16 protein-coding genes are annotated in these 22,771 nt (G+C 71.1%); 3 read left to right on the top strand and 13 right to left on the bottom strand.

The annotated features are described in order from the left end of the window. Positions 1-348 precede the first annotated feature (348 nt). A complete protein-coding gene (locus tag QK440_RS08440) occupies positions 349-2,190 on the top strand; it encodes a sensor histidine kinase (RefSeq protein WP_282792366.1) in 1,842 nt (613 codons plus the stop codon). Next, a complete protein-coding gene (locus QK440_RS08435; protein ID WP_282792365.1) occupies positions 2,187-2,867 on the top strand; it encodes a response regulator in 681 nt (226 codons plus the stop codon). The genes QK440_RS08440 and QK440_RS08435 overlap by 4 nt, the downstream gene beginning before the upstream one ends. A 95-nt stretch (positions 2,868-2,962) precedes the next feature. On the opposite strand, the gene QK440_RS08430 is transcribed toward QK440_RS08435, so the two are convergent. From QK440_RS08430 to QK440_RS08405, 6 genes are all read right to left on the bottom strand, one after another. Further along, positions 2,963-4,552, bottom strand: a complete 1,590-nt coding sequence (locus tag QK440_RS08430) for a cation acetate symporter (RefSeq protein ID WP_282792364.1) — start codon at positions 4,550-4,552, stop codon at positions 2,963-2,965. Then, entirely contained in the window at positions 4,542-5,072 is a 531-nt protein-coding gene (locus QK440_RS08425) for a DUF485 domain-containing protein (protein ID WP_282792363.1), read from the bottom strand. The genes QK440_RS08430 and QK440_RS08425 overlap by 11 nt, the downstream gene beginning before the upstream one ends. An 88-nt stretch (positions 5,073-5,160) precedes the next feature. Then, on the bottom strand, positions 5,161-5,817 hold the full coding sequence (locus QK440_RS08420) for a response regulator transcription factor (RefSeq protein WP_282792362.1): 657 nt from the start codon (positions 5,815-5,817) through the stop codon (positions 5,161-5,163). Positions 5,818-6,065: 248 nt separating this feature from the next. Further along, positions 6,066-7,214: a histidine kinase gene (locus tag QK440_RS08415; protein ID WP_282792361.1), complete on the bottom strand. Its 1,149-nt coding sequence runs from the start codon at positions 7,212-7,214 to the stop codon at positions 6,066-6,068. A 28-nt stretch (positions 7,215-7,242) separates the two neighbouring features. Next, positions 7,243-7,746: a DUF1453 domain-containing protein gene (locus QK440_RS08410; protein WP_282792360.1), complete on the bottom strand. Its 504-nt coding sequence runs from the start codon at positions 7,744-7,746 to the stop codon at positions 7,243-7,245. Between the two features lie 167 nt (positions 7,747-7,913). Continuing rightward, positions 7,914-10,037: a DNA topoisomerase IV subunit B gene (locus QK440_RS08405; protein ID WP_282792359.1), complete on the bottom strand. Its 2,124-nt coding sequence runs from the start codon at positions 10,035-10,037 to the stop codon at positions 7,914-7,916. Between the two features lie 453 nt (positions 10,038-10,490). On the opposite strand from QK440_RS08405, the gene QK440_RS08400 reads away from it, so the two are divergent. Then, positions 10,491-10,721, top strand: a complete 231-nt coding sequence (locus QK440_RS08400; protein ID WP_282792358.1) for a hypothetical protein — start codon at positions 10,491-10,493, stop codon at positions 10,719-10,721. A 502-nt stretch (positions 10,722-11,223) separates the two neighbouring features. On the opposite strand, the gene QK440_RS08395 is transcribed toward QK440_RS08400, so the two are convergent. From QK440_RS08395 to QK440_RS08365, 7 genes are all read right to left on the bottom strand, one after another. After that, complete coding sequence (locus QK440_RS08395) at positions 11,224-12,054, bottom strand: serine protease (RefSeq protein ID WP_282792357.1); 831 nt, start codon at positions 12,052-12,054, stop codon at positions 11,224-11,226. A gap of 221 nt (positions 12,055-12,275) precedes the next feature. Beyond that, on the bottom strand, positions 12,276-13,826 hold the full coding sequence (locus QK440_RS08390) for an RNA polymerase sigma factor (RefSeq protein ID WP_282792356.1): 1,551 nt from the start codon (positions 13,824-13,826) through the stop codon (positions 12,276-12,278). 681 nt (positions 13,827-14,507) lie between these two features. Continuing rightward, positions 14,508-15,395: a FadR/GntR family transcriptional regulator gene (locus tag QK440_RS08385; protein WP_282792355.1), complete on the bottom strand. Its 888-nt coding sequence runs from the start codon at positions 15,393-15,395 to the stop codon at positions 14,508-14,510. A gap of 228 nt (positions 15,396-15,623) precedes the next feature. After that, entirely contained in the window at positions 15,624-17,675 is a 2,052-nt protein-coding gene (locus QK440_RS08380) for an ABC transporter ATP-binding protein (protein WP_282792354.1), read from the bottom strand. 220 nt (positions 17,676-17,895) lie between these two features. After that, positions 17,896-18,657 (bottom strand): NUDIX hydrolase, encoded by a 762-nt coding sequence (locus QK440_RS08375; protein WP_190133742.1) that lies wholly within the window; start codon positions 18,655-18,657, stop codon positions 17,896-17,898. 119 nt (positions 18,658-18,776) lie between these two features. Beyond that, positions 18,777-20,732, bottom strand: coding sequence for a glycogen debranching N-terminal domain-containing protein (locus tag QK440_RS08370; RefSeq protein ID WP_282792372.1), 1,956 nt, complete (start codon positions 20,730-20,732; stop codon positions 18,777-18,779). Positions 20,733-21,152: 420 nt separating this feature from the next. Continuing rightward, positions 21,153-22,709: a DUF4192 domain-containing protein gene (locus QK440_RS08365; protein ID WP_282792353.1), complete on the bottom strand. Its 1,557-nt coding sequence runs from the start codon at positions 22,707-22,709 to the stop codon at positions 21,153-21,155. Between the last annotated feature and the right edge of the window lie 62 nt (positions 22,710-22,771).

Raw genomic sequence — 22,771 nt, 5'->3', positions numbered from 1 at the left:
GAGCCGGCGTCCGCCTCGCCGCACTCATCCTCTGGCTCCGCGAACCCACCCAAGATCCTTTGTCAGACAGGACCTAGGGCCCGCGCGGACCGCCCTAGAGCCGGTGCATCCACCTGAAGCCCGGCGCGTCCCTCTGGAGCCCGGCGCAGGGGAGCGCACAGCGGCGCACAGGCTCGTGGCGAGCGCCCCCGTCTTGGTGGGTAGCGCACCGCCAGTGGCCCGGTGTCGTGACGCAGGATCGTTCAGGCCCCGACCGCCCCAGGGGCAACCCGCACCACCATGGGCGGCGTGCGAGATCCGTGCCACACTCCCGTAGGCGAGGAGCACCCACCGCCGTACCGTTCGTCCATGAGCACGACCTCCCCTGCCCGACGACTGCGCCTGGGCCTGCCGCGGCGTGTGTTCTCGCAGGTCCTGCTGATGCAGTTGGCGATCGCCGCCGGGGTCACGGTGCTCGCGACGGGGCTGTTCCTCGCGCCGCTCGGCACACAGCTCGACGACCAGGCCATGCGCCGCGCGCTCGCCATCGCGCAGACGACGGCGGCCCAGCCGCGGATCGCCCAGGACCTCACCTCGACGCGACCGGCGGCCGACGGCCCCGTGCAGGCGGCCGCGGAGCGGATCCGCGAGGCCAGCGGAGCCGAATACGTCGTGATCATGAACAAGCTCGGGGTGCGCTGGTCCCACCCGGAACCCGGTGAGATCGGCAAGGTCGTCTCGACCGACCCCAGCGACGCACTGGACGGCCGGGACGTCATGCAGATCGACAGCGGCACACTGGGCCGCTCCGCGCGCGGGAAGGTGCCGTTGCGCGTCCCCAGCGGCGACATCGTCGGGGCGGTCTCCGTGGGCATCGCGTACGACAGCGTCCGCGACCGGCTGATCCACACGATCCCCGGCCTCTTCGCGTACGCGGGCGGAGCACTCGCCGTCGGCGCCCTCGCCGCCTATCTGATCTCCCGGCGGGTCCAGCGCCAGACCCGGGACCTCGCCTTCTCCGACATCGCGGCGCTGCTCGCCGAGCGGGAGGCGATGCTGCACGGCATCCGGGAGGGCGTCGTCGCCCTGGACCACGACGGACGCGTACGGCTGCTCAACGACGAGGCGCAGCGCCTCCTGGGGCTCGGCACGGAGGCGATCGGCCGTCCTCTGGACGTGGCCCTCGGCCCGGGGCGTACGACGGACGTGCTGGCGGGACGGGTCACGGGCACCGACCTGTTGACGGTACGGGGCCAACGCGTCCTGGTCGCCAACCGCATGCCCACGGACGACGGGGGCGCCGTCGCGACCCTGCGCGACCGCACCGAGCTGGAGCAGCTCGGTCGCGAACTCGACTCCACCCGCGGCCTCATCGACGCCCTGCGCGCCCAGGACCACGAGCACGCCAACCGTATGCACACGCTGCTCGGCCTGCTGGAACTGGAGCTGTACGAAGAGGCCGCGGAGTTCGTCGGCGAGGTGGCGGGCGCGCACCGGGTGACGGCCGAGCAGATCACCGAGAAGATCCACGATCCGCTCCTGTCGGCCCTGCTCGTCGGCAAGGCGACCGTGGCCACGGAGCGCGGCGTGGCACTCGTCGTCTCCGAGGACACCGCCGTGCCCGACCGGCTCGTCGACCCAGGCGGCCTCGTGACGATCGTCGGCAACCTCGTGGACAACGCGCTGGACGCGGCGGCAGGCACACCGCACGCGCGCGTGGAGGTCGTTCTGCGTACCGAAGGTCTCCAGGGACGCACGGTTGTCCTCCGGGTACGCGATTCCGGCCCCGGTGTCCCGCCGGGACAGCGCGAGGCGGTCTTCACGGAGGGCTGGACCACCAAGGAAGCCCCCGCACACGGCAGGCGGGGCATCGGTCTCGCGCTCGTGCGCCGGCTCGCCGAGCGCCAGGGCGGCACCGCCCGGGTCGGCGCGGGCCCGGACGGAGGCGCCGAGTTCACCGTCGTCCTGCCCGAAGGACTCACGGAGCCGCAACCGGCCACAGCGGGGCCGCCGACGGCCGCAGCAGGACCGCCTCCGGCCACCGCGGAGCCCCAGTCCGCCTCCACCGGTCCGTGTCCCGTCTCGGCGGCTCCGCGTCCTGGCCCGGCGGGCCAGTATCCGACGTCCGCAGCAGACCAACCGTCGTCCGCCGAGGGTCCGCAGTCGGACCCGGCGGAACCACAGCCGTTCGTTCCGGAGGAGGCGCGATGATCGAGGTGCTGGTCGTGGACGACGACGTCCGGGTCGCGGACGTCAACGCCGCCTACGTCGAGAAGGTCCCGGGCTTCCGGGTCGCCGGACGCGCCCACAGCGCCGCCGAGGCGCTGCGGCTGGTCGAGGAGGTGCCCGTCGACCTCGTACTCCTCGACCACTACCTGCCGGACCGGACGGGCCTCGCCATGGTGCGTACGCTCCGCGAACGCGGCCACCAGACCGACGTCATCATGGTGACGGCGGCGCGGGACATCACCACCGTCCAGGCCGCGATGCGCCACGGCGCGCTGCAGTACCTGGTCAAGCCGTTCTCGTACACCGGGCTCCGCGCGAAGCTCGAGGCCTACGCCACGCTGCGCCGCACCCTAGACGGCGGGGGCGAGGCGGAGCAGGCGGAGGTCGACCGGATCTTCGGCGCGCTCTCCGCGACGACCACTGCGCCCGAGCTGCCCAAGGGGCACTCCCCCACCACGGCGGAACTGGTCCGCAGGGCCCTGCTGGCCGCCGAAGGGCCCCTCTCCGCCCAGGAGCTGGGGGAACGCACCCGGCTCAGCCGCCAGACCGCGCAGCGCTACCTGAAACTCCTGGAGCGCACGGGCCGCGTGCGACTGAGCCTGAGGTACGGCGACACGGGCCGTCCGGAGCACCGTTACGAGTGGGCGACCGGCCGCTAGCCCTGCGTTCGCGGCACCGTCGGAAGCCCCGGGCGACCCCTCCCCCGGGATCTCGGCACGGGGAGGCCTCCCCGCCGCCCTCGCCTCCACTCGGCTTACACGGCGCCCGCCCCCGTCAGCGAACGCACCTCCGTCTCCGCGTGCTTGCCCTCGTCCGCCCTGTCCGCCGAGGTCACCGTGGCCAGCCAGCCCGCGAGGAAGCCCAGCGGGATGGAGACCAGGCCCGGGTTGTCGAGTGGGAAGTACTGGAAGTCCACGCCGGGGAACAAGGCGTCCGGGCTGCCGGACACCACCGGCGACAGCGCCACGAGCACCAGCGCGGGCACCAGGCCCCCGTACACCGACCACACGGCGCCCCGCGTCGTGAACCTCCGCCAGAACAGCGAGTACAGCAGCACCGGCAGGTTGGCGGACGCGGCCACCGCGAACGCGAGCCCCACCAGGAACGCGACATTGAGGTCCTTGGCCAGCAACCCGAGGCCGATCGCCACCACCCCGATCCCGGCCGCGGCGACACGCGCCACCGCCACCTCACTGCGCGGCTCGGCGCGCCGCCGCAGGGACGCGTACAGGTCGTGGGCCACGGACGCCGAGGACGCGAGCGTGATCCCGGCGACCACGGCGAGGATGGTGGCGAACGCGATGGCGGCGACGATCGCGAAGAGAACCGTTCCTCCGGTGGAATCCGCGCCTCCGCCCAGGTCGAGCGCCAGCAGGGGCACCGCCGTGTTCCCCGCGGCGTTCGACCCGCGGACCGCGTCGGCACCGACGATCGCGGCCGCACCGAAGCCCAGCACGATCGTCATCAGGTAGAACCCGCCGATGAGACCGATCGACCAGACCACCGAGCGGCGGGCGGCCCGCGCGGTCGGCACGGTGTAGAAACGGGACAAAATGTGCGGCAGTCCCGCCGTCCCCAGCACGAGCGCCAGCCCCAGGCTGATGAAGTCCAGGCGCGCGGTCCAGTCCCCGCCGTACTTCAGACCGGGCGCCAGGAACGCGCTCCCGTGCCCACTGCGGTCGGCAGCCGTACGCAACAAGTGGTTGAAGTCGCCCTGGAACCGCACCAGCACCAGCACGGTCAGCGCGACGGCCCCGCCCATCAACAGGACCGCTTTGACGATCTGGATCCACGTGGTGGCCCGCATCCCTCCCAGCGACACATAGACGACCATGAGCGCGCCGACACCGATGACCGTCCACGCCTGCGCGGCCTCGCCCGTCTCCCCGAGCAGCAACGCGACCAGGGAACCGGCCCCCACCATCTGCGCCACCAGATAGAGAACGGACACCGTCACCGAGGACGTTCCCGCGGCGATGCGCACCGGACGCTCCCGCATCCGCGCCGCCACGACGTCGGCGAGCGTGAACCGCCCGCAGTTGCGCACCAGTTCCGCCACGAGGAACAGCACCACCAGCCACGCCACGAGAAACCCCACCGAATACAGCAGCCCGTCGTAGCCGTACAGCGCGATCAGCCCGGAGATGCCGAGGAACGAGGCGGCCGACATGTAATCCCCCGCGATGGCAAAACCATTCTCCATGGGCGAGAACAACCGCCCGCCCGCATAGAACTCCTCCGCCGAACCCTGCCTGTTGCGGCTCACATACGTCGTGATGGCGAGCGTGACCGCCACGAACACACCGAACAGCACGAGCGCCGCCGTCTGATGCTCACCGGTCACCGCTCGCCCCCTGCCTCAGCTCCCGCTCCCTCTTCTGCTCGAACACGGTCCAGCGCAGATCGAGCGCCGCCCGGTCCCGCCGCAGCCGCGCATGCCGGGCGTACGCCCAGGTCAGCAGGAACGTCGTGACGAACTGCCCGAGCCCCGCCAGCATCGCCACGTTCACCGCACCGGTGACGGGCCGCGCCATCAACCCCGGCGCCGACGTCGCCGTCACGACGTACGCCACGTACCAGGTGAAGAAGACGGCCACCCCGGGGACCACGAACCTTCGGTATCGGCGTCGCACTTCCTGAAAGGCCTCGCTCGCCTGCACCTGCAGGTAGATGTCGGTCGCGCTCCTGTCCCCCTCGGGCACCGGGGCGGCAGGACTCATGGGCGCCGGTGTGCCCACGCCGTCCGGCTCGCCCCACCCCGTGGCGAGCTCGTCGTACCACGGGTCCCGCAGGTCGCCTGGACCGTCCCGCCCGGCATTACGGCCGTCGTCCTTCTCCACCGAACTCTCCTTGCCCGCAGCCATGTTCGGCCGCGTGCCCAAGGATGAGCAGAACGGGAAGATCCCTGACTTGTCTCCTTCCGCTCTTCACCCCATCAGGTGAAATGGTTTCTCACCTGCGCGTACTTCCCGGTGGCTGCGCGAGACCGTGTCGATAGGCATACCGCACGGCCTGTGCGCGGTCCTTGAGCCCCGTTTTGGCGAAGAGGTTGTTGATGTGGGTCTTCACGGTGGCCGTGGAGACGTGCAGCGCGCGAGCGATCTCCTGGTTCGTCATCCCTTCCGCGATCAGTCCGATCACCTCCGTCTCCCGCAGCGTCAGGCCGTCCGGCGGTTCCACCGGCCGCGCCGGAGGCTCCGGCTCCGCGAGCCGCTCCAGGAGCCGCCGCTGGATCTGCGGCGACAGACCGGCCTTCCCCGAGAGCACGTCCCCGATGGCCCGCACGATCTCGTCACCGCCCGCGTCCTTGGTGAGATACCCCCGCGCCCCGGCCTTGAGCGCGGGGAACAGCGACTCATCGTCGTCGTATGTAGTGAGCACCACCACCTGCGTACCCGGATACTCGGCGCGGATCCGGCGCGTCGCCTCCGCCCCGTCACAACGGGGCATCCTCAGGTCCATCAGCACGACGTCCGGCGCGAGTTCTGCCACGAGCCGCACCGCTTCCTCACCGTCGCCCCCGGCACCCACGACCTCGATCCCCGGCAACAGCCCCAGCAGCATCACAATGCCCTCACGCACCACAGTCTGGTCATCGACCACGACCACACGCGCGGGCGCCTTCCCCTCTGCTGCTGCCTCCTGGCCCACCGGCCCCGCACCCGCACCGGCACCCGCACTGACACCTGCCTCTGCGCGAACCCCGACGCTCACTCCCGGCCCGCCCGCCGGAGAGCCGGGGCCCACACCGCCAGCACCAGCACCAGCACCAGCACCAGCACCAGCACCAGCACCAGCACCAGCACCAGCACCAGCACCAGCCATGGTCCCGCCGTCGCTGCGCCCGTCGTCCCCTGTCATCCCGGCACCCTCAGCCTCACCGCGAAGCCATCCTCCTCCGGCCCCGCCTCCAGCGAGCCGCCGAGCAACTCGGCGCGCTCCCGCATTCCGAGCAGACCGTACCCGGCACCCGACGCCGTCAGATCACCCGGCGCCCCGCCCGAATCCCGCACGTCCAGCGTGACGTCCTCCTCCCCGTACTCCAGGCACACGGTCACCTTGGCGCCCGAAGCGTGCTTCCGGACGTTCGTCAATGCCTCCTGCGCCACTCTCCGCACCGCCTGCGAAGCCTCGGTGGCAAGGTCCCGGCGCTCTCCGGAGACCGCGACCTGGGTTCCGTCCTCAGCGGCGAGCCGGCGGAGATAGTCCTCGACCGGGGTCATCTCCCCGCGCAGCGCGGACAGCGCCTGGCGGGTCTCGGCCAGTCCTTCCGCAGCCATGGCCCGTGCCGCAACCACCCGTTCGTGGATCTGCTCCCGGTCCGCGTCCCGTTCGATCAGCAGCCGGGCCGCCTCCAGGTGGACCATCTGCGCGGAGAGGCTGTGCGCCAGCACGTCGTGGATCTCCCGGGCGATCCGGGCGCGCTCGGCCAGGGCGGCGGACTCCGCCTCGGCGGCCCGCGCGGCCCGCTCCTGCGCGAGCAGTCGCTGGGCGTTGCCCCGGGCCTCGGCATCCAGCCGCAGGACGTAACCGGCGAGACCAAGACCCACGGTGACGGCCGCTGTGACCGGCCACGGGTCCTCGTTCACCAGGGCAAACGCCCCCAGTGCCAGCAGGGCGGCGGCCACCGCCGCGCCCAGGGGCAGTCGCTCCAGGGCCAGAACGGCGCAGGAGCACCACAGCACGGCCGCGGGTATGTGCAACCCGGTTCCCTGCGCCACCGCGCCTACCGCCACCAGCAGGCCGAGTGAGCACAAGGACGTCCAGGCCTGCCGTTGCAGGGTGGCGTGGAAGTACCACGCGATGGTCACCGTACAGAGCACGACCATGAGCATCGCCAGGGCGCTGCCCCAGGCCGGCATGTCGCGCCCGGAGAAGGCACTCCACAGCAGCACGCCGATGAACACCGCGCGCACCACCCAGGTGAGCAACCGCCGGGACCGGGTCAAGCCCTCCGGGCTGAGTGCTTCCCGTACAGGCCAGCGCGTCCAGTTGTCGCACGTCATGCCTACTCCTTCCGGTCGGTGTGCCCGGTCACCGCACGGCGGCGGTGAGTACCGGAGCCGGATGCAGAGCGCCAACCCGCAGCTCCAGAGAGCCGGCGCCTACCAGCAGGGACGCCGCCAGGCCGAGGAGCAGCGCGCCGGTGCCCTGGTGCATACCGATGAGCAGGGCTATGCCGACGAGCCCGAGCCGTGGGGCGATGCCCGCACCTCGCATCACGGCCGTGGCCTTGGTCTCCCGGCTACGCACGGAACCGTCCGGCTCGGTCCGGATGTGGCTGGTGCCGGCCCAGGCCGCCGCGCCCATTGCCACGCCGACGAGCAGTTCGACGCTGAGGAGCGCTATCGACGCATAGCGGTGGTGGACATCGATCAGATGCGAGCCGCGACCCGATCCGCGCAGGCCGCAGTAGGCGAGCACGACGGGCAGCGGCCACCAGCGCCTGGCCGCCCTCATGCGCTGCGGCTTCGTCTGGCGTATGGCGAGCAGCCCGGCGGCAGCGATGATCAGCAGCGCGTTGGCGAACCCGGGCATCACGGCCTCCGATGGCGTGCGCGGACGAAGAAGTACGACGACTTCGACGGTACGGAATCGGCCCAGGTCAGCGAATCGGAGCAGAAGTGGAGCGCGGGTGGAACGGTGCCTCCACCCGGGGGTGGAGGCACCGGACGCGGCGGGGCGTCGTGGCGCCCGGACCGCGGTTACGCGTCGATGCGCGAGCGGTCGAGCGTGGCGGCGGAGCTGGTGATGAACTCCTTGCGGGGAGCGACTTCATTGCCCATGAGCAGGTCGAAGACCTGCTCGGCGGCTTCCAGGTCGCTGATGTTGATACGGCGCAGAGTGCGGTGACGCGGGTCCATCGTGGTCTCCGCCAACTGGTCGGCGTCCATCTCGCCCAGGCCCTTGTAGCGCTGGATGGAGTCCTTGTACCGCACGCCCTTGCGTTCGAACTCCAGCAGCGTCTCGCGCAGCTCACGGTCGGAGTACGTGTAGACGTACTTGTCCTGCCCCTTCTTGGGCTGGGACAGCTCGATGCGGTGCAGCGGCGGCACCGCCGCGAACACCCGGCCGGCCTCGACCATGGGCCGCATGTAGCGCTGGAAGAGCGTCAGCAACAGGCAGCGGATGTGCGCCCCGTCGACATCGGCGTCCACCAGCAAGATGATCTTTCCGTAGCGGGCGGCGTCCAGATCGAAGGTCCGGCCGGACCCAGCCCCTATGACCTGGATGATCGCGCCGCACTCGACGTTCTTCAGCATGTCGGAGACCGACGACTTCTGAACGTTGAGGATCTTGCCGCGGATGGGTAGCAGCGCCTGGAACTCCGAATTGCGCGCCAGCTTCGCCGTGCCCAGCGCGGAGTCCCCCTCCACGATGAACAGCTCACTGCGGTCCACCGCGTCACTGCGGCAGTCCGCCAGCTTCGCCGGCAGGGACGACGACTCCAGGGCCGTCTTGCGCCGCTGGGCCTCCTTGTGCTGCCGGGCCGCGATGCGGGTCCGCGCCGCCGCCACGACCTTGTCCATCACGGCCCGCGCCTGCGCCTTGGCATCCCGCTTGGACGAGGTGAGGAACGCCTTGAGCTCCTTGGCGATCACGTTGGCCACGATGCGGTTGGCCGCCGACGTGCCCAGGACCTCCTTGGTCTGGCCCTCGAACTGCGGCTCGGCCAGCCGCACGGTCACGACCGCGGTCAGCCCCTCGAGGGCGTCGTCCTTGACGACGTCGTCCTCGGCCACCCGCAGCAGCTTCTGTGCCCGCAGCACCTCGTTGACGGTCTTGGTGAGCGAGCGCTCGAAGCCAGCCACGTGGGTGCCGCCCTTGGGCGTGGCGATGATGTTCACGAACGACTTGATCGTCGTGTCGTAGCCGGTGCCCCAGCGCAGGGCGACGTCCACGCCCAGCTCGCGGGTGACCTCGGTGGGCGTCATGTGCCCGCGGTCGTCCAGGACCGGCACGGTCTCCTTGAAGGTGCCCTGCCCGGTGAAGCGCAGGACGTCGCACACCGCCTTGTCCTGTGCCAGGAACTCACAGAATTCGCTGATGCCACCGTCGAAGCGGAAGGATTCCTCGCCCTTCGTACCGCCCTCGCCCAGCCCGTACTCGTCGCGTACGACGATCGTGAGGCCCGGAACGAGGAACGCGGTCTGCCGGGCACGCTGGTGCAGCGTCTCCAGGTTGAGCTTGGCGTCCTTGAGGAAGATCTGGCGGTCCGCCCAGTACCGCACGCGGGTACCCGTACGGGCCTTGGGGATCTTCTTGACCTTGGTCAGCCGGGCCTTGGCATCGAACGGGGCCTCGGGCCCCATCTTTGCGAACGCACCGGGGACGCCGCGCCGGAAGCTGATGGCGTGGGTGTGCCCGGCGCGGTCCACCTCGACGTCCAGGCGGGCCGACAGGGCGTTCACCACGGAGGCGCCCACGCCGTGCAGACCGCCGGAGGCCGCGTACGAACCGCCGCCGAACTTGCCGCCCGCGTGCAGCTTCGTCATGACGACCTCGACACCGGAGAGCCCGGTCTTCGGCTCGACGTCGACGGGGATGCCCCGGCCGTTGTCCCGGACCTCCACGGAGGCGTCGTCGTGCAGGATCACCTCGATGTGATCGCAGAACCCGCCCAGGGCCTCGTCGACGGAGTTGTCGATGATCTCCCAGAGGCAGTGCATCAGGCCCCGGCTGTCCGTGGAGCCGATGTACATGCCCGGGCGCTTGCGGACCGCCTCGAGCCCCTCCAGGACGAGCAGGTGCCGCGCGGTGTAGTTGGAACCGTCCCGGTCTGCTCCGGTCAGCAACGCTGTGGACGGCACGGACGTCTCGGCGGTCACGCGGTTCGCTCCTCGCTGAATTTCATTGGGGGCCCTTCGGGGTAAGGGCTCGGCTTCTGCTGCCCGTCAGAGGGTACCGAGGCCTGGTAGAGCCGCTGCCACGCCACCCTCGCCATCACCCCCGACCAGGTCCAGACTAGTCCAGAAGCGCACGCGTGTTCGATCCCTCGATGGAGTGAAGCGCACGTCACGTTCCCTTCCAGGCATGAACCATTTAGGCTCCGGGCACGTCCTCTTGAACAACCGGCAAGCCAGCCGGCAGGACCCGACCTGACAGACAGCGCGAAACCGTACGACACGTAAGACACGCACTACGGCACATTCGCCGCCAACCGGCAGCAGACAGCCACCTCGGAAAGAAAATTTCGAGGAAAAGCCACGAGCGGGAACGTTTTCGGCCTGGTTGGATGTTGACCCTGGTACGACAGCTCGTCGAGCTAGAGAAGAGGCGACGTGACTACTGTTCTGACCCCCGCGAGCCCCCTGACGGCCGCTGACCGCTGCGACCGATGCGGCGCCCAGGCCTACCTGCGCGTCGTGCTGCTCAGTGGCGGTGAACTGCTCTTCTGCGCCCACCACGGTCGCAAGTTCGAGCCGGAACTCAAGAAGATCGCCGCCGAGATACAGGACGAGACGGAGCGCCTGACGGCCGTTCCGGCCACCACGTCCGATGAGGACCGCTGACGCCTCGCACCACGACGAGCGAACGCCGGACCACCAGGCCGGCGACCGGGCGGCTGCCCCTGTGACCCAGGAGCGGCCGCCCGTCCTCTTCCCTGAGGTTTCCAGGCGTTTCCCGGCGTGGACCTTCCAGGCGCGGACGTCTTCCTGGCGCGAACCGTAGCGGCTGGCAGCTCCGGGCCGTGCCGACGGACGGGCCCTGACGGCTCCGGGAGGAGCCCAATTCCCGGGGACCGCCCAACCCCGCGACATCCCCCGGCAGCGAGCGCTGAGGCGGCCCCACAGGGCCGCGCCGAAGCTCCCCCGCTGCCCCGTAAGGCCGCTCTCGGCCTGCGTACCGCCCCAGTCGTCGCACCGTCACTGCGCTCGCCAGGATGTGAGCCACCGCGTTGCGCGGCGGCTCAGACGGTGGAGTGCGCCGCTACCGAGCGCCCCCCCGGCCGGCCCCACTGGGCAGCCCTTGAGGCACCCCAGGCCTGCGCACCTCAGCGCACCCCGCGCGCTGCTACTCGTACCGCTCCACAAGCCGTACGACCTCCGAGACGCGCGTATAGACCCCCGGGCTGTCCGCCCGGCCGCAGCCGCTCCCCCACGACACGAGCCCGATGAGGCGTCCGCGAGCCACCAGGGGGCCTCCGCTGTCGCCCTGGCAGGCGTCCCGCCCGCCCTGGCGCTCGCCTGCGCACAGCATCGACGTCCGCGTGTACGTCCCGTCGACGCTGCCTTGGTAGGCCTCGTCGCATACGGCATCCGGCAGGACCGTCACGCGCGCGGAGTGCAGCACGTGCGCGTAGTCACCTGCGCCCGTCGTGTCTCCCCAGCCGTACACAGCCGCGCCGGTCCCCGGTTCGTACGCGGGGTCTCCTGCGCGCGCCATCGGGATCACATACCCCTGCGGCAGCGCCCTGGACAGGGTCACGACGGCGACGTCGCCGTCGTTCGTGTAGGCGTCGTACTCAGGGTTGACCCATACGTCACTCACCGGGATCTCGGCCCCGGAGTCCGTGTGCAGGTCCTCGCGTCCGGCCAGGACCCTCAGGTCCCGCAACTGCTGCAGGGGCACGCCGAGCACCTCTTCGCTCATGCAATGTGCCGCGGTCAGCACCGTGGACGGCGCGACCACGACGCCCCCGCAGAACTGGCCCGAGCGGGTACCTCCGAATTGGGCACGACTGGCGAGGGCCACCGTCCACGGACTGTCCTCCACCCGTGCCGGAGTGCCGCCGACGATCACACTGTCGGCGGCCGCCGGAGGTGGGGAGGCCAGAGGCAGAGCCGCAGCGGCGGCCCCCAGGATCAGCGTTCCCGCCAGCGTTCGGGCGAAGGGGCGACGCATGCGTTCTCCTCACTCCGGGTTGCCATCGCGTACCCAGAGTCATCCGCCGTCGCGCGCGCCGCACCCTGTCCGCGCAGACAGACGAAAGACCCGGAGCCTTCGCACGGAAGGGCTCCGGGTCTTTCGCAGGCGCTCAGAGGTCTGGTCCGGATGGCCAGGACCTGGCCCTGGCGGTCGGGACGTGCCGTCCCGAGGCAGGGCGCGGTCCTGGCGGTCGGGACCTAGTCCAGGTAGTCGCGCAGGACCTGCGAACGCGACGGGTGGCGCAGCTTCGACATGGTCTTCGACTCGATCTGGCGGATGCGCTCACGCGTCACCCCGTAGACCTTGCCGATCTCGTCGAGGGTCTTCGGCTGACCGTCGGTGAGACCGAAGCGCATCGAGACGACGCCCGCCTCGCGCTCGGACAGGGTGTCGAGGACGGAGTGGAGCTGCTCCTGGAGGAGCGTGAAGCTGACCGCGTCGGCCGGAACCACGGCTTCGGAGTCCTCGATGAGGTCACCGAACTCGCTGTCGCCGTCCTCGCCCAGCGGGGTGTGCAGGGAGATGGGCTCGCGGCCGTACTTCTGGACCTCGATGACCTTCTCCGGGGTCATGTCGAGCTCCTTGGCCAGCTCCTCCGGGGTGGGCTCACGGCCCAGGTCCTGGAGCATCTGGCGCTGCACGCGCGCGAGCTTGTTGATGACCTCGACCATGTGCACCGGGATGCGGATGGTGCGGGCCTGGTCGGCCATGGCGCGGGTGATGGCCTGACGGATCCACCAGGTGGCGTACGTGGAGAACTTGTAGCCCTTGGTGTAGTCGAACTTCTCGACCGCGCGGATCAGACCGAGGTTGCCCTCCTGGATGAGGTCCAGGAAGAGCATGCCGCGGCCCGTGTAGCGCTTGGCCAGGGAGACCACCAGGCGGAGGTTGGCCTCCAGGAGATGGTTCTTGGCGCGGCGGCCGTCCTCGGCGATGATCTCCAGCTCGCGCTTGAGCTTCGGCGCGAGCTTGTCGGCGTTGGCCAGCTTGTCCTCGGCGAACAGACCCGCCTCGATGCGCTTGGCGAGCTCGACCTCCTGCTCGGCGTTGAGCAGGGGGACCTTACCGATCTGCTTCAGGTAGTCCTTGACGGGGTCGGCGGTGGCGCCGGCCGCCGCGACCTGCTGGGCGGGCGCGTCGTCCTCGTCCTCGTCGGAGAGGACGAAGCCCTGGGCGCCCTCTTCCGCGGGCTCGCCCTCGCCGGGCTTGCCGACGACGGGGGTCTCCTCGGTGACCTCCTCGTCCAGGAGCTCACCGGCCTCCTTCTTGGAGGCGGTCTTCTTCGCCGTCGTCTTCTTGGCGACGGTCTTCTTCGTGACGGCCTTCTTGGCCGTCGTCTTCTTGGCAGCAGCCTTCTTGGCGGCCGTGCTGTCCTCGGCCACGCCTTCGGCGGCGGGCTTCGCCGAGGCGGCTGTGGCGGTGGCCGACTTCGCGGTGGCGGTCTTGGCCGCGACCGTCTTGGTCGCGGTGCGTTTGGCCGGACTCTTCGCTGCGACGCTCTTGCGGGGGCGCTTGGGCTCCGCGGCACTCACCATCAGCGTCACACCCTCTTCCTCGAGGATCTGGTTGAGGCTGCGCAGAACGTTCTTCCACTGAGTGGCCGGGATCTGGTCAGCTTCGAAGGCACGACGCACGTCGTCGCCGGCGATCTGCCCATCAGCCTTTCCCCGCTCGATGAGCGCCATCACTGAGACGGATTCGGCGATCTCCGGCGGGAGCGTACGGGATGTGCTGGCCGACACGAACAACCTCTCGGAACGTTGGAAAACGGCTTCCGGCCCCGTCCACCCTGGATCGGAGCCGACGACCGACGGCTGGGAATTGTGCCGACGGTGCGGGCGGGACCGTGGAGCTGGACAGCGTCTGGCACGACGTCTGTATTCCCTCCTCGGCTATCACCTCTTAGGTCATCGCGCTGCCTCTAGGAGCGTTACGCCCAATCTACGTGGCCCGAGTCACACCCCATAGGGGCTGAAAAACGTCTAGATCCGGTCAGAAGCGACCACTGCTACGGAAAAGTCGACCACTCTTGGGTCCAAGACCGGTCATACGTACAGAGAAGGACCGCCCAACCTCCGAGACGCGCGCCGGAGCGCCACCCTCGAAGTCAGCGACGTTTCAACTGTCAACTACTCGGTCGTATGACCGTCCGCGAAGACCGGCTACCCCTTCTCGAGCGGGGCACGCGCTCTTGAGCAGGTACGTGTTCTCGAGCGAGGTACGCGCGTCCGGACGGGCGCCGGGAGACGCGTGTACTCCCCGGCCGGACGGGGGCCCCCGCGGGCCCGAGCCGTTACGCCCGTGTCGCCGGGCCCTTGGCACCTGGAAGGCCCCGGGAGTCCGGCGACACGGGAGCGGTCAGCGGGAGGGGGAGCAGCGAAACGATGCTGCGCGGCGCGCACGGCTGCGGTGGCGACGCGAGGCCGCGGTCAGTGCTCGCGAGGAGCGGGCACGACCCGCTCCACCTCCGGGTGGACGGTCAGGAGCTGGCGCATGGCGGCCTCGGCCGCGGGCCCGTCGCCGGAGGAGAGGGCGTCGACGATCCGGGCGTGATGGGTCAGCGAGGCCTCGGTGGGGCGGTCACAGCCGGTGACCGGGCCCCCGGAGACCTGGAGGGCGGCCGAGACGATGCCGGACAAGTGCTCGAGCATGCGGTTGCCTGCGACCTGGATGAGCAGCGAGTGGAACTCGGCGTCGGCGCGGGTGAAGGTGATCGAGTCACCCTGTGCCAGCGCGTGCCCCATGATCTCGACCATGTCGGAGAGGCGCTGCTGCACCTCCTCCCGGCCGTGCCCGGCGGCGAGCCGGGCCGCCAGTGGCTCGATGGTCCAGCGCAGCTCGCTGAGCTCACGGCGCTGGTCGTCGCGTTGCGGACCGAACGCCCGCCACTCGATGATGTCCGGGTCGAGCAGGTTCCAGTCGCTGACGGGACGCACGCGGGTGCCGACGTTGGGCCTGGCGCTGACCAGGCCTTTGGCCTCCAGTACGCGCAGTGATTCGCGGACGACGGTGCGGGAGACCTCGAACCGCTGGCCGATCTCCTCCGGGACGAGCGGCCGGTCGGCGCCCAGATCCCCGGAGACGATCATCTGGCCCAGTTGCTGGACCAGTTGGCCATGCAGTCCGCGGCCACGGCTGCCGGCTGCCCGGCGGCCGACGCGGCCCAGTTCCTGGTCGGCGCTCTCCCAGGCGGGCGCGACCACGCGGTCGGCGCTGTGGGCCTCGGTGTAGGGGTAGCGGTCGAGTTCGCCCGGGCCGGCGAGGCCGGAGTCTGCGGAACGGGCGGCGGTCATCATGGTGTGCGCAAGGGTACTCACGGATTCAGTTGTCGGCCGGGCGTCCAAGTCCCTTGAGGTCTTTGGTGAAAAGCACACGAAAGGGTGATCGCTTACCTCGCCGCAATTGACGCGTTATCGGAAAGAAGTGGCTGCCCTACGAAGACTTGTGCTCAGCAGGCGAACGAAAGGTGCCAGAAGACCGTCAGGGAACCCCGTCGTAAGCGACAGAAGACCACCATCGATCCGCGCCGTCGGCAGCGGAAGAGGTCAGCGGGCCCGTCCGCGCACCGCCGTGAGCAGGTACGCGCCGAGCAGAGCGGACAGTGACAACATCAGTGCGCCGCCCACAGGTTGGGCCACCGCCTTGAGTGCTCCCGCGATGAAGCGTTCGATACCGAACGGCCATTGCACCAGGGTGAGATGACGCAGCCTTCCCGGAAACCCGACGGCCGACCGGGCGGACGCCCCTTCCAGCGCCTTTCGTACGACCGGTACGACGACGATCGGCACCGCGAGCACTGCCGCGAGCCCGGCGGTGGTGGACCGGAAGATGCCCGCGGCCAGCACGCCGGCCCAGGCGCAGCCGACCATCAGAGACACCCAACTGACGCTCAGTGACAGCCAGTCGGCGGGAACTTTCGTGAGCTCCTCTCCGTATACCAGGTGGAGCAGCACGGCGTCGCACCCCACGGTGAGCCCGGCCAGCAGCAGTGCGGTGATGGCGGCGACGGCGAGCTTCGCGGTGAGGAAGCTCAGACGGCGGGGCACGGCACCGCGATCCGCCGCGAGGGCGGGGTGGCGGTACTCCTCACCGAAGGCGAGCGCGCCGAGCAGCCCCGCGCCCAGGGCGGCGGGCGGCAGGGGGAGCTCCTCCGGCCAGGAAGCAAGCAGGTAGTGCTGTGGTGTGTGCCCGGTCCGGGCGAGGAGGAGGCAGAGGACCGCGGACACGGCGATGACGCCGGCCACCGTGAAGTACCCGGTGCCGACACCCGTGATGCGGTGCAGCTCGTAGCGCAGCGGACGGAGAGGGCTCGGGGCGGCGCGGGTGGCGAGGGGAGGGGGGAGCGGGGACGGCGCGGGCAGAGGCGCGGACAGCGGGGGCCGGGCCGGGGACGACGGCGACGGCGACGGCGACGGCGTCCGCGGGGTGGCCTCGCCGGCGTCCGGTGATCCCTCGGGAACGGCACTGGGCTCGGGCGATGCGACGGGCGACTGGGACCGCTGCTGCGCGTCCTTGGCAGCAGCTACAGGTGCGGGGGGGTCCGCCCCTTCTTCGGTTGCCTCGGCTTCGGCGGACGTGAGGCTCACGGGCCCGTTCCGTACATCGTCAACGCGCTCTGCCCCCGGCTCCGAGACCGCCAGTACCCGCTGTCGCACCTCGGCGCCCAGCGATCCGGTGCCCCTGAGCCCATCGCTCGACAAGGGGCCTTCGGCGTCCCCTGAAGGTCCGGCGTCCCCGACCTCGTCGGCAAGTTGATGGACGAGGATGCCGTGCCGGAACGCGGTCTCCCCCACCTCTCCGCAGGTACTTCCGTACACCGACAACCGGCTGCCGCCTTCCCGCACCACTTCGACGGCCCGTCGGCGTGAGCGCGCCTCCTTGGCCAGCAGGGCGGCGAGGCGCGCGGCGTGCGGGCTGCGCACGGCGACGCGGGGCCTGAGCCGGGTACGGGCGAAGTCCGCCGCGTCCTGGTCGGCGACGAGCCGCCCCGCGTCCAGCGTGACGACCCTGTCGGCGGCCCGCGCCGCTTCCTTGGGATCGTCCGTGGTGAACAGGACAGTGCCGCCCCGGGTGGCGTGTGCTCGCAGGGCACCTTGCATCCAGGCGCCCTCCCGGGCGGAGAGTCCGACGGTGGGCCCGTCAAAAACGAGGGCGTGCGGATCAGCGAGGAGCGCGCACGCCAGGCCCAGACGGCGGTCCATGCCACGCGAGAGGGTGCCGAGACGCTGGTCGCGCAGGCTGACGAGTCCGACCGCTTCGAGCACGTCATCGGCGCGGGAAGCCGGCACACCGACTGCGGCGCAGAGCATGCGCAGGTGCCCTCGCACCGTGCGTGCCGGATGGCCGGGGACATCGCCGAGCAGCACACCCACTTCGTGCGAGGGGTGCGCGATGCTGTGCAGCGGTCTGCCCCTGAAGTACGTGATGCCGCGCCCCTGTTGGAGCTCCAGCATCAGTCTGACGGTTGTCGTCTTCCCTGCGCCGTGTGTGCCGAGAAGTGCGGTGACACGGCCTGGTCGCGCTTCGAAGGAGACGTTGTCGAGGGCGGGCGGAAGGTCCTTGCGGGGGCTGCTCGTCAGTCCGATGGCCTGGATCATCGCTTCTCTCGCAGGAGGTGCGACCGCGCGGCGGCCAGGGCACGTCCTCCGGCTCAGTGACGGACGAACCCCGTGGTTACCGCAGCAAGATAACGCGACATATCCGGCTTTTCGCTGAGGGTGTGTCTCGCGGGTGTCAAGCATGGGCCGTGCAGAAGCGAGTACGACAGCGTCCGCGACGAGTCAGCCGCCGAGCCCGGTGAAGGCCATCAGCGCACGATCAGGCGTCGGGTCGCAGCATCGGAGGGTTGAGGAGCGTCGCGCCTCCCGCCCGGAAGAGCTGTGCCGGGCGGCCGCCCTGGCGGGTGGTCGTACCCCCCGTGGGCACGAGGAACCCAGGGGTGCCCGTCACCTTGCGGTGGAAGTTGCGCGGGTCGAGTGCGACGCCCCACACGGCCTCGTACACGCGCCGCAGCTCCCCGACGGTGAACTCCGGCGGGCAGAAAGCAGTGGCGAGCGAGGAGTATTCGATCTTCGAGCGAGCCCGCTCCACCCCGTCCGCGAGGATCTGCGCATGGTCGAACGCCAGCGGCGCGGCCTGCTCCCCTTCTCGGCCGTACCCACCTTGGTGGAGCAGGGCCTCGACCGGGGCCCAGCGCGCGCTGTGGGCGTCGCCTCCCGGGCGGGGCGCGGGCAGGTCCGGTGCGAGGGCCAAGTGCGCGACACTGACCACGCGCATCCGTGGATCGCGCTTGGGATCGCCGTACGTCGCCAGTTGCTCCAGGTGTGCGCCGTTGGCCTGAACCGGGCTGTCCGGGTCGTGGGCGCAGAGCCCCGTCTCCTCCACCAGCTCACGTGCCGCGGCTGCCGAGAGGTCTTCGTCCGCCCGCACGAAACCTCCGGGCAGCGCCCAACGCCCCTGAAACGGCGGCTCTCCGCGGCGCACGGCCAGCGCGCACAGGGCGTGGCGGCGCACGGTGAGCACGACCAGATCGACGGTGACAGCGAAGGGCGGGAAGGCCGACGGGTCGTAGGGCGACATGCCGCGATCATAGTCGTCTGCCTGACGATAAACACCTCCTGTGCCGTCTGCTTCCGGCCCCGCTTCCCGGGAGCCGCCTGTCCGGCATGTCGTATTCATGGCAGTGCCGCTCGGCGGCATCACACCCCCAACTGGAGTCCGTCGGCTGCTTCCTCGACCATGGCGAGGCCGAGTCTGCTGACGCGCACGGAGAACGGGGCGCCCGCCACGCGCAGACCCGTCAGACCAATCTCTCCCAGGGGCGCGCTGCGGACCGGCCGCAACGTCACCGTGCCTGCCGGCGCGTCCGGACGGATCCCGGCCAGTACTGTCAGGAGCTGCGCTCCGGCGGCCGCGCTGACGGCCGCGGGGCGGCAGGCCGCCGGGTGCGGGATGGGTGCGCCGCCGGTCGCCCGCTGCTCGCCGCCGTACATCTCCGGCAGCCGGTACTCGAAGGCGGCGGCCGCGTCCAGCACGCCGCGCAGGAGCGAACCGGCTTCCTTCTCATAGCCCGCAGCCGCCAGGCCCGCGACGGCCGTGGCCGTCTCGTGGACGCGCACCGCTCCCCCGCGGTGCCCGAAGGGGTTGTACGACACCTCCTTGGCTCCCAGGCTGCGCAGGCCCCAGCCCGAGTCCATGGCGGGCCCGCCCAGCAGCCTGGCCACCTGCTCGGTCTGCACCTTGTCGAGCAGTCCCGGTGCGAACTCGCCCGCACCCAGGAGTCCCGTGTCGAGGAGGTGGGCCGCGCCCCCGGTCAAGTGCGGCAACGGCTGTCCGTCGGCGTGGAGCGCCGCGGCGGGTCTGCCGCCGCTCCGGTCCGCCACCCAGAACTCCTCCCGGAACCGCGTGCGCACCCGCTCGGCCCAGCGCCGCAGCTCCGCGCCACCTGTCCGCCCGTGGGCGTCCAACAGGTCGGCGCCCAGGAGCGCCGCGCGATGTGCGTGCGCCTGTGTCTCGCAGCGGGCCGGGCCGGCCGACGGGGCGTCCGGGTGGATGTCCCGTACGAAGGCCCCGTCCGGAGCCACGGCGAGGAGCCAGCGCAGGCACTGCTCCGCCGAGGGAAGCAGCTCCGCCACGGCGGCCGCCGCCATGCCCCATCGCCATGCCTCGGCGAGGAGGGCGGGGTACAGGAGCGTGGCCTCGATCCCTGTGCACACGGGCGGCAGGTGGGGGCCGGTGTCCCGCAGGGGCCCGGGGATCATGCCCGACCGGAGGCCGGGGCCCGTGAGCTGGTCGCGGGCGAGGGCCCGCAGCGTGCTCTCCGCGAGCCGGGTGCCGAGTGGCAGGACCATCCGCGCTGCCGTGAGGGCCTCGACGGGGGCGAGGCCGCAGCGCCAGGGCGCTCCAGCGGCTACGTAGAGATCGGTGGGGTGGGCCGGGGCGCGCAGCAGCAACGCCCGGAGGTCGGCCACCGAGGTGTCCAGCAAGCGCGGCACCGCTGGGTCGTCGCCGATCGCCTGGGCCGAGGACAACGGGCTGGTGACGCCGTGCCCGACCGCTCTGAGAGGGCCGGCACCGTGAGGGCGGACCCTCAGCTCGACGCTCTGGCTGCCTCCCGGCGGCAGGTGCACCTCCCAGCGCAGCAGTCCCGCGGAAGCGAGCGCGTCCTTGGGCGCCGGCACCGCTGTGACCACACAGTGGCCCCCTCCTCCGGAGGACCAGCGCATGCCCGAGTCGTACACGCTGGCGGCCAGCTCGGGACCGGCGCGGCCAGAGGCGACCGCACCGAGTTCGGCGAGGTCGGTGCCCAGCGCCACCTCGACGGGCAGCCGCAGAGGACGACTGGCCGCGCTGTGGAGTGTGATCCGCTCGGTGCCGTCGGCGTGCCGTGTGCGCTCGACCAGGACGTCCGGGTCCGGCCCTCCGTCCGCCGCGGGAAGGAGAGTCGCCACGAAGCGGGCACTGTCCGCCGACAGTATCCGGGCCTGCACGGCGACCGGCTCGCGGCCGGCCACACGCACCTGGCAGCGGGACAGCAACCGGCGACCGGACCGATAGAACCCTTCCAGTCCGTGGCCGTTCAACTGGCCGTGCTCCGTGGAGATCGCGAGCGCGGGAAGGGCGACACAGACGAGCGAGGCGTGCACAGGTGGCAGCGCGGCGGGACGGCGCGCTCCCGGGCCGGGTGGCCAACCGGCGGACGGGCGCCTCGGAGCCGAGACGAGCTCGCGGAAGCCCGGGGGCTCCGGGCCGTCGTTGCCGCCGGGCCGGGGAGAGACAGGAGACGAGCCGGGAACGGACATGGGGTAGCCACTTCTGCGTTCTCTGCGCTACGGAGACTCGGTCGCGGAGCAGCGGCACGAGCCGGACACGAGTACCGCCACTCAGGTGAACGGCCTGGGACCGTCCCAAGTCACGCACGCGGGCCAGGAAGCCTCCCAGCCGATGGCGCGTCGCCGTACCGGCTTCCACGCCATACGCCGAGCCGGCTCGCCCCTTCGCCGTCCTGGCCTGCGCGAACCTCGTCTGTCCTCTTCTCGTCACCGCCTTTGTCAGCGTCTCGGCCGCGGCCCCGGTCACCGCTGGTCCCTCGGGCCGCGGCGGATCGTGTCCCGCCGGTTCCGCGGTCCCGTGCCCGCACCGCCGACGGCGCGTGAGCCCGGGCCAGAGGTGCGAGGAGAGCGGCGACGGCCACGCGGTGTCGCCCTGACGCCGACGCCGGCCGCTGCGTGGTCCAGCTCGTCCGTACTCTCCTGGGGCTCCGGCGCATCTCCGGGCGGGGTGCCTTCCGGCGAGCCAGTGGAATTGTTGATCGTGGCGGCCGTCTGCGCCTCGGTGGCTTCTTCCTGCGCTGCAGCGGCTTCCTTACGGGCTTCGGCGGTCTCCTGCTGAGTCTCTGCCGTCCTCCTTGGGCCCTCGGCCGACTCCTGCTTGGTCCCGACCGGCTTCGGGCAGGTCCCGCGATCGAGTTGTTGGCCTTGAGCAGCCGCGCCGTCCCGCTGGGAGCGCTCGTTCCGCAGGATACGGCGGATCGGTTCGGGGTCCTCGTCCGCGCTGCACGCCGGGTGCAGCAGCAGGGCGAAGGCATACTGCGGGTCGGAGATCAACGCCATGGTCAGCGCCTCCTGGCCCTCCGCGAGGTCGCCGAGCGACCAGGCCACCCATCCGGCGAGGGTCAGGGGCGCGGCGGCGTGCTGCCGGTACTCCCCCACACAGCGCCGGGCCAGGGTGCGCCAGAGCCGGAGCGCCGGGGCCGCCTCCTCGCCCTCCATCCACTCCGCTGCCCGGTCGCGCGTCGTGCGGTCCTGGAGGCCGAGGATCAGCGCGGCGGCTTCGTCGTGGCCGATCAGTTCGTCGTCATAGACGTCGGCTTCCAGTGTGTCGGGGATGGGTGGGGCTGCGGCGAGGCGCTGCATGATGTGGCGAGCCAGGCCGATGGTCTCCTCGGCGACTTCGGCATGTCCGCCGTCGTCGAGGATGCGGGGCACGAGCGCGCAGGCCGCGTCGTGCAGGGCGCGCTCCTGATCGCTCGCGGCGCCGGTCCGCCACGGCGTGAGCCGGGCCCTGATCCGCCCTTGCGACGGGCCGACCTGGAAGCCCGCGTACACGGTGGCGGCCGCCAGGACGGACGTACCCGCGGGGAGAAGCGGGGTGCCTTCCGGCGGGCAGCATCGCTGGTCCGGGCAGCAGTACGTCCAGAAGCGGCCGTCCGAGACGCAGACGACCTCGAGCACGGGGACGTCGAGGCCGCCGCACTGGGTACGGAGGGCCTGGGCCAGCGGCCTGAGGCGCTCCATGACCTGCCGGCCGGAAGTGTCCCCCGCGAACACTTCCGGCTCCTGGCAGAGGAAGGCGACGGCACCCTCAGGTCGGGCCTCACGCTTCTCGGAGCCGCTCACCAGGCACTGGGCCAGTTCCCCCGCGACGCACGGCCAGTCCTCCGGCCGGTCGGGGATGCCGAGGCGCACCCGTCCGCCGAAGCGGCCCCGGGGGCCGTGCAGCGCGATGAGGACGACGCTGTTCTCGGGCTGGAAGCCGAGCAAATACGGCAAAGCGTCGGCGAGTTCGGCGGGCGTGCGGAGGGTGACGACGGTCTCGTCGATCGCGTCGGCTGGTTCGCTGTGATTCGTCATGTGCCGACTCTGCACCGGAATGCCAGCCTCCGGTTGGAGCTGTGGATAACCCTGGGCAGGGC

Origin of the sequence: Streptomyces sp. CC224B (genome assembly GCF_030010595.1) — a bacterium.
Lineage (GTDB): Bacteria > Actinomycetota > Actinomycetes > Streptomycetales > Streptomycetaceae > Streptomyces > Streptomyces longispororuber.
The sequence above is the reverse complement of the archived record's forward strand: the minus strand, read 5'-3'. Positions and strand labels throughout refer to the sequence as shown.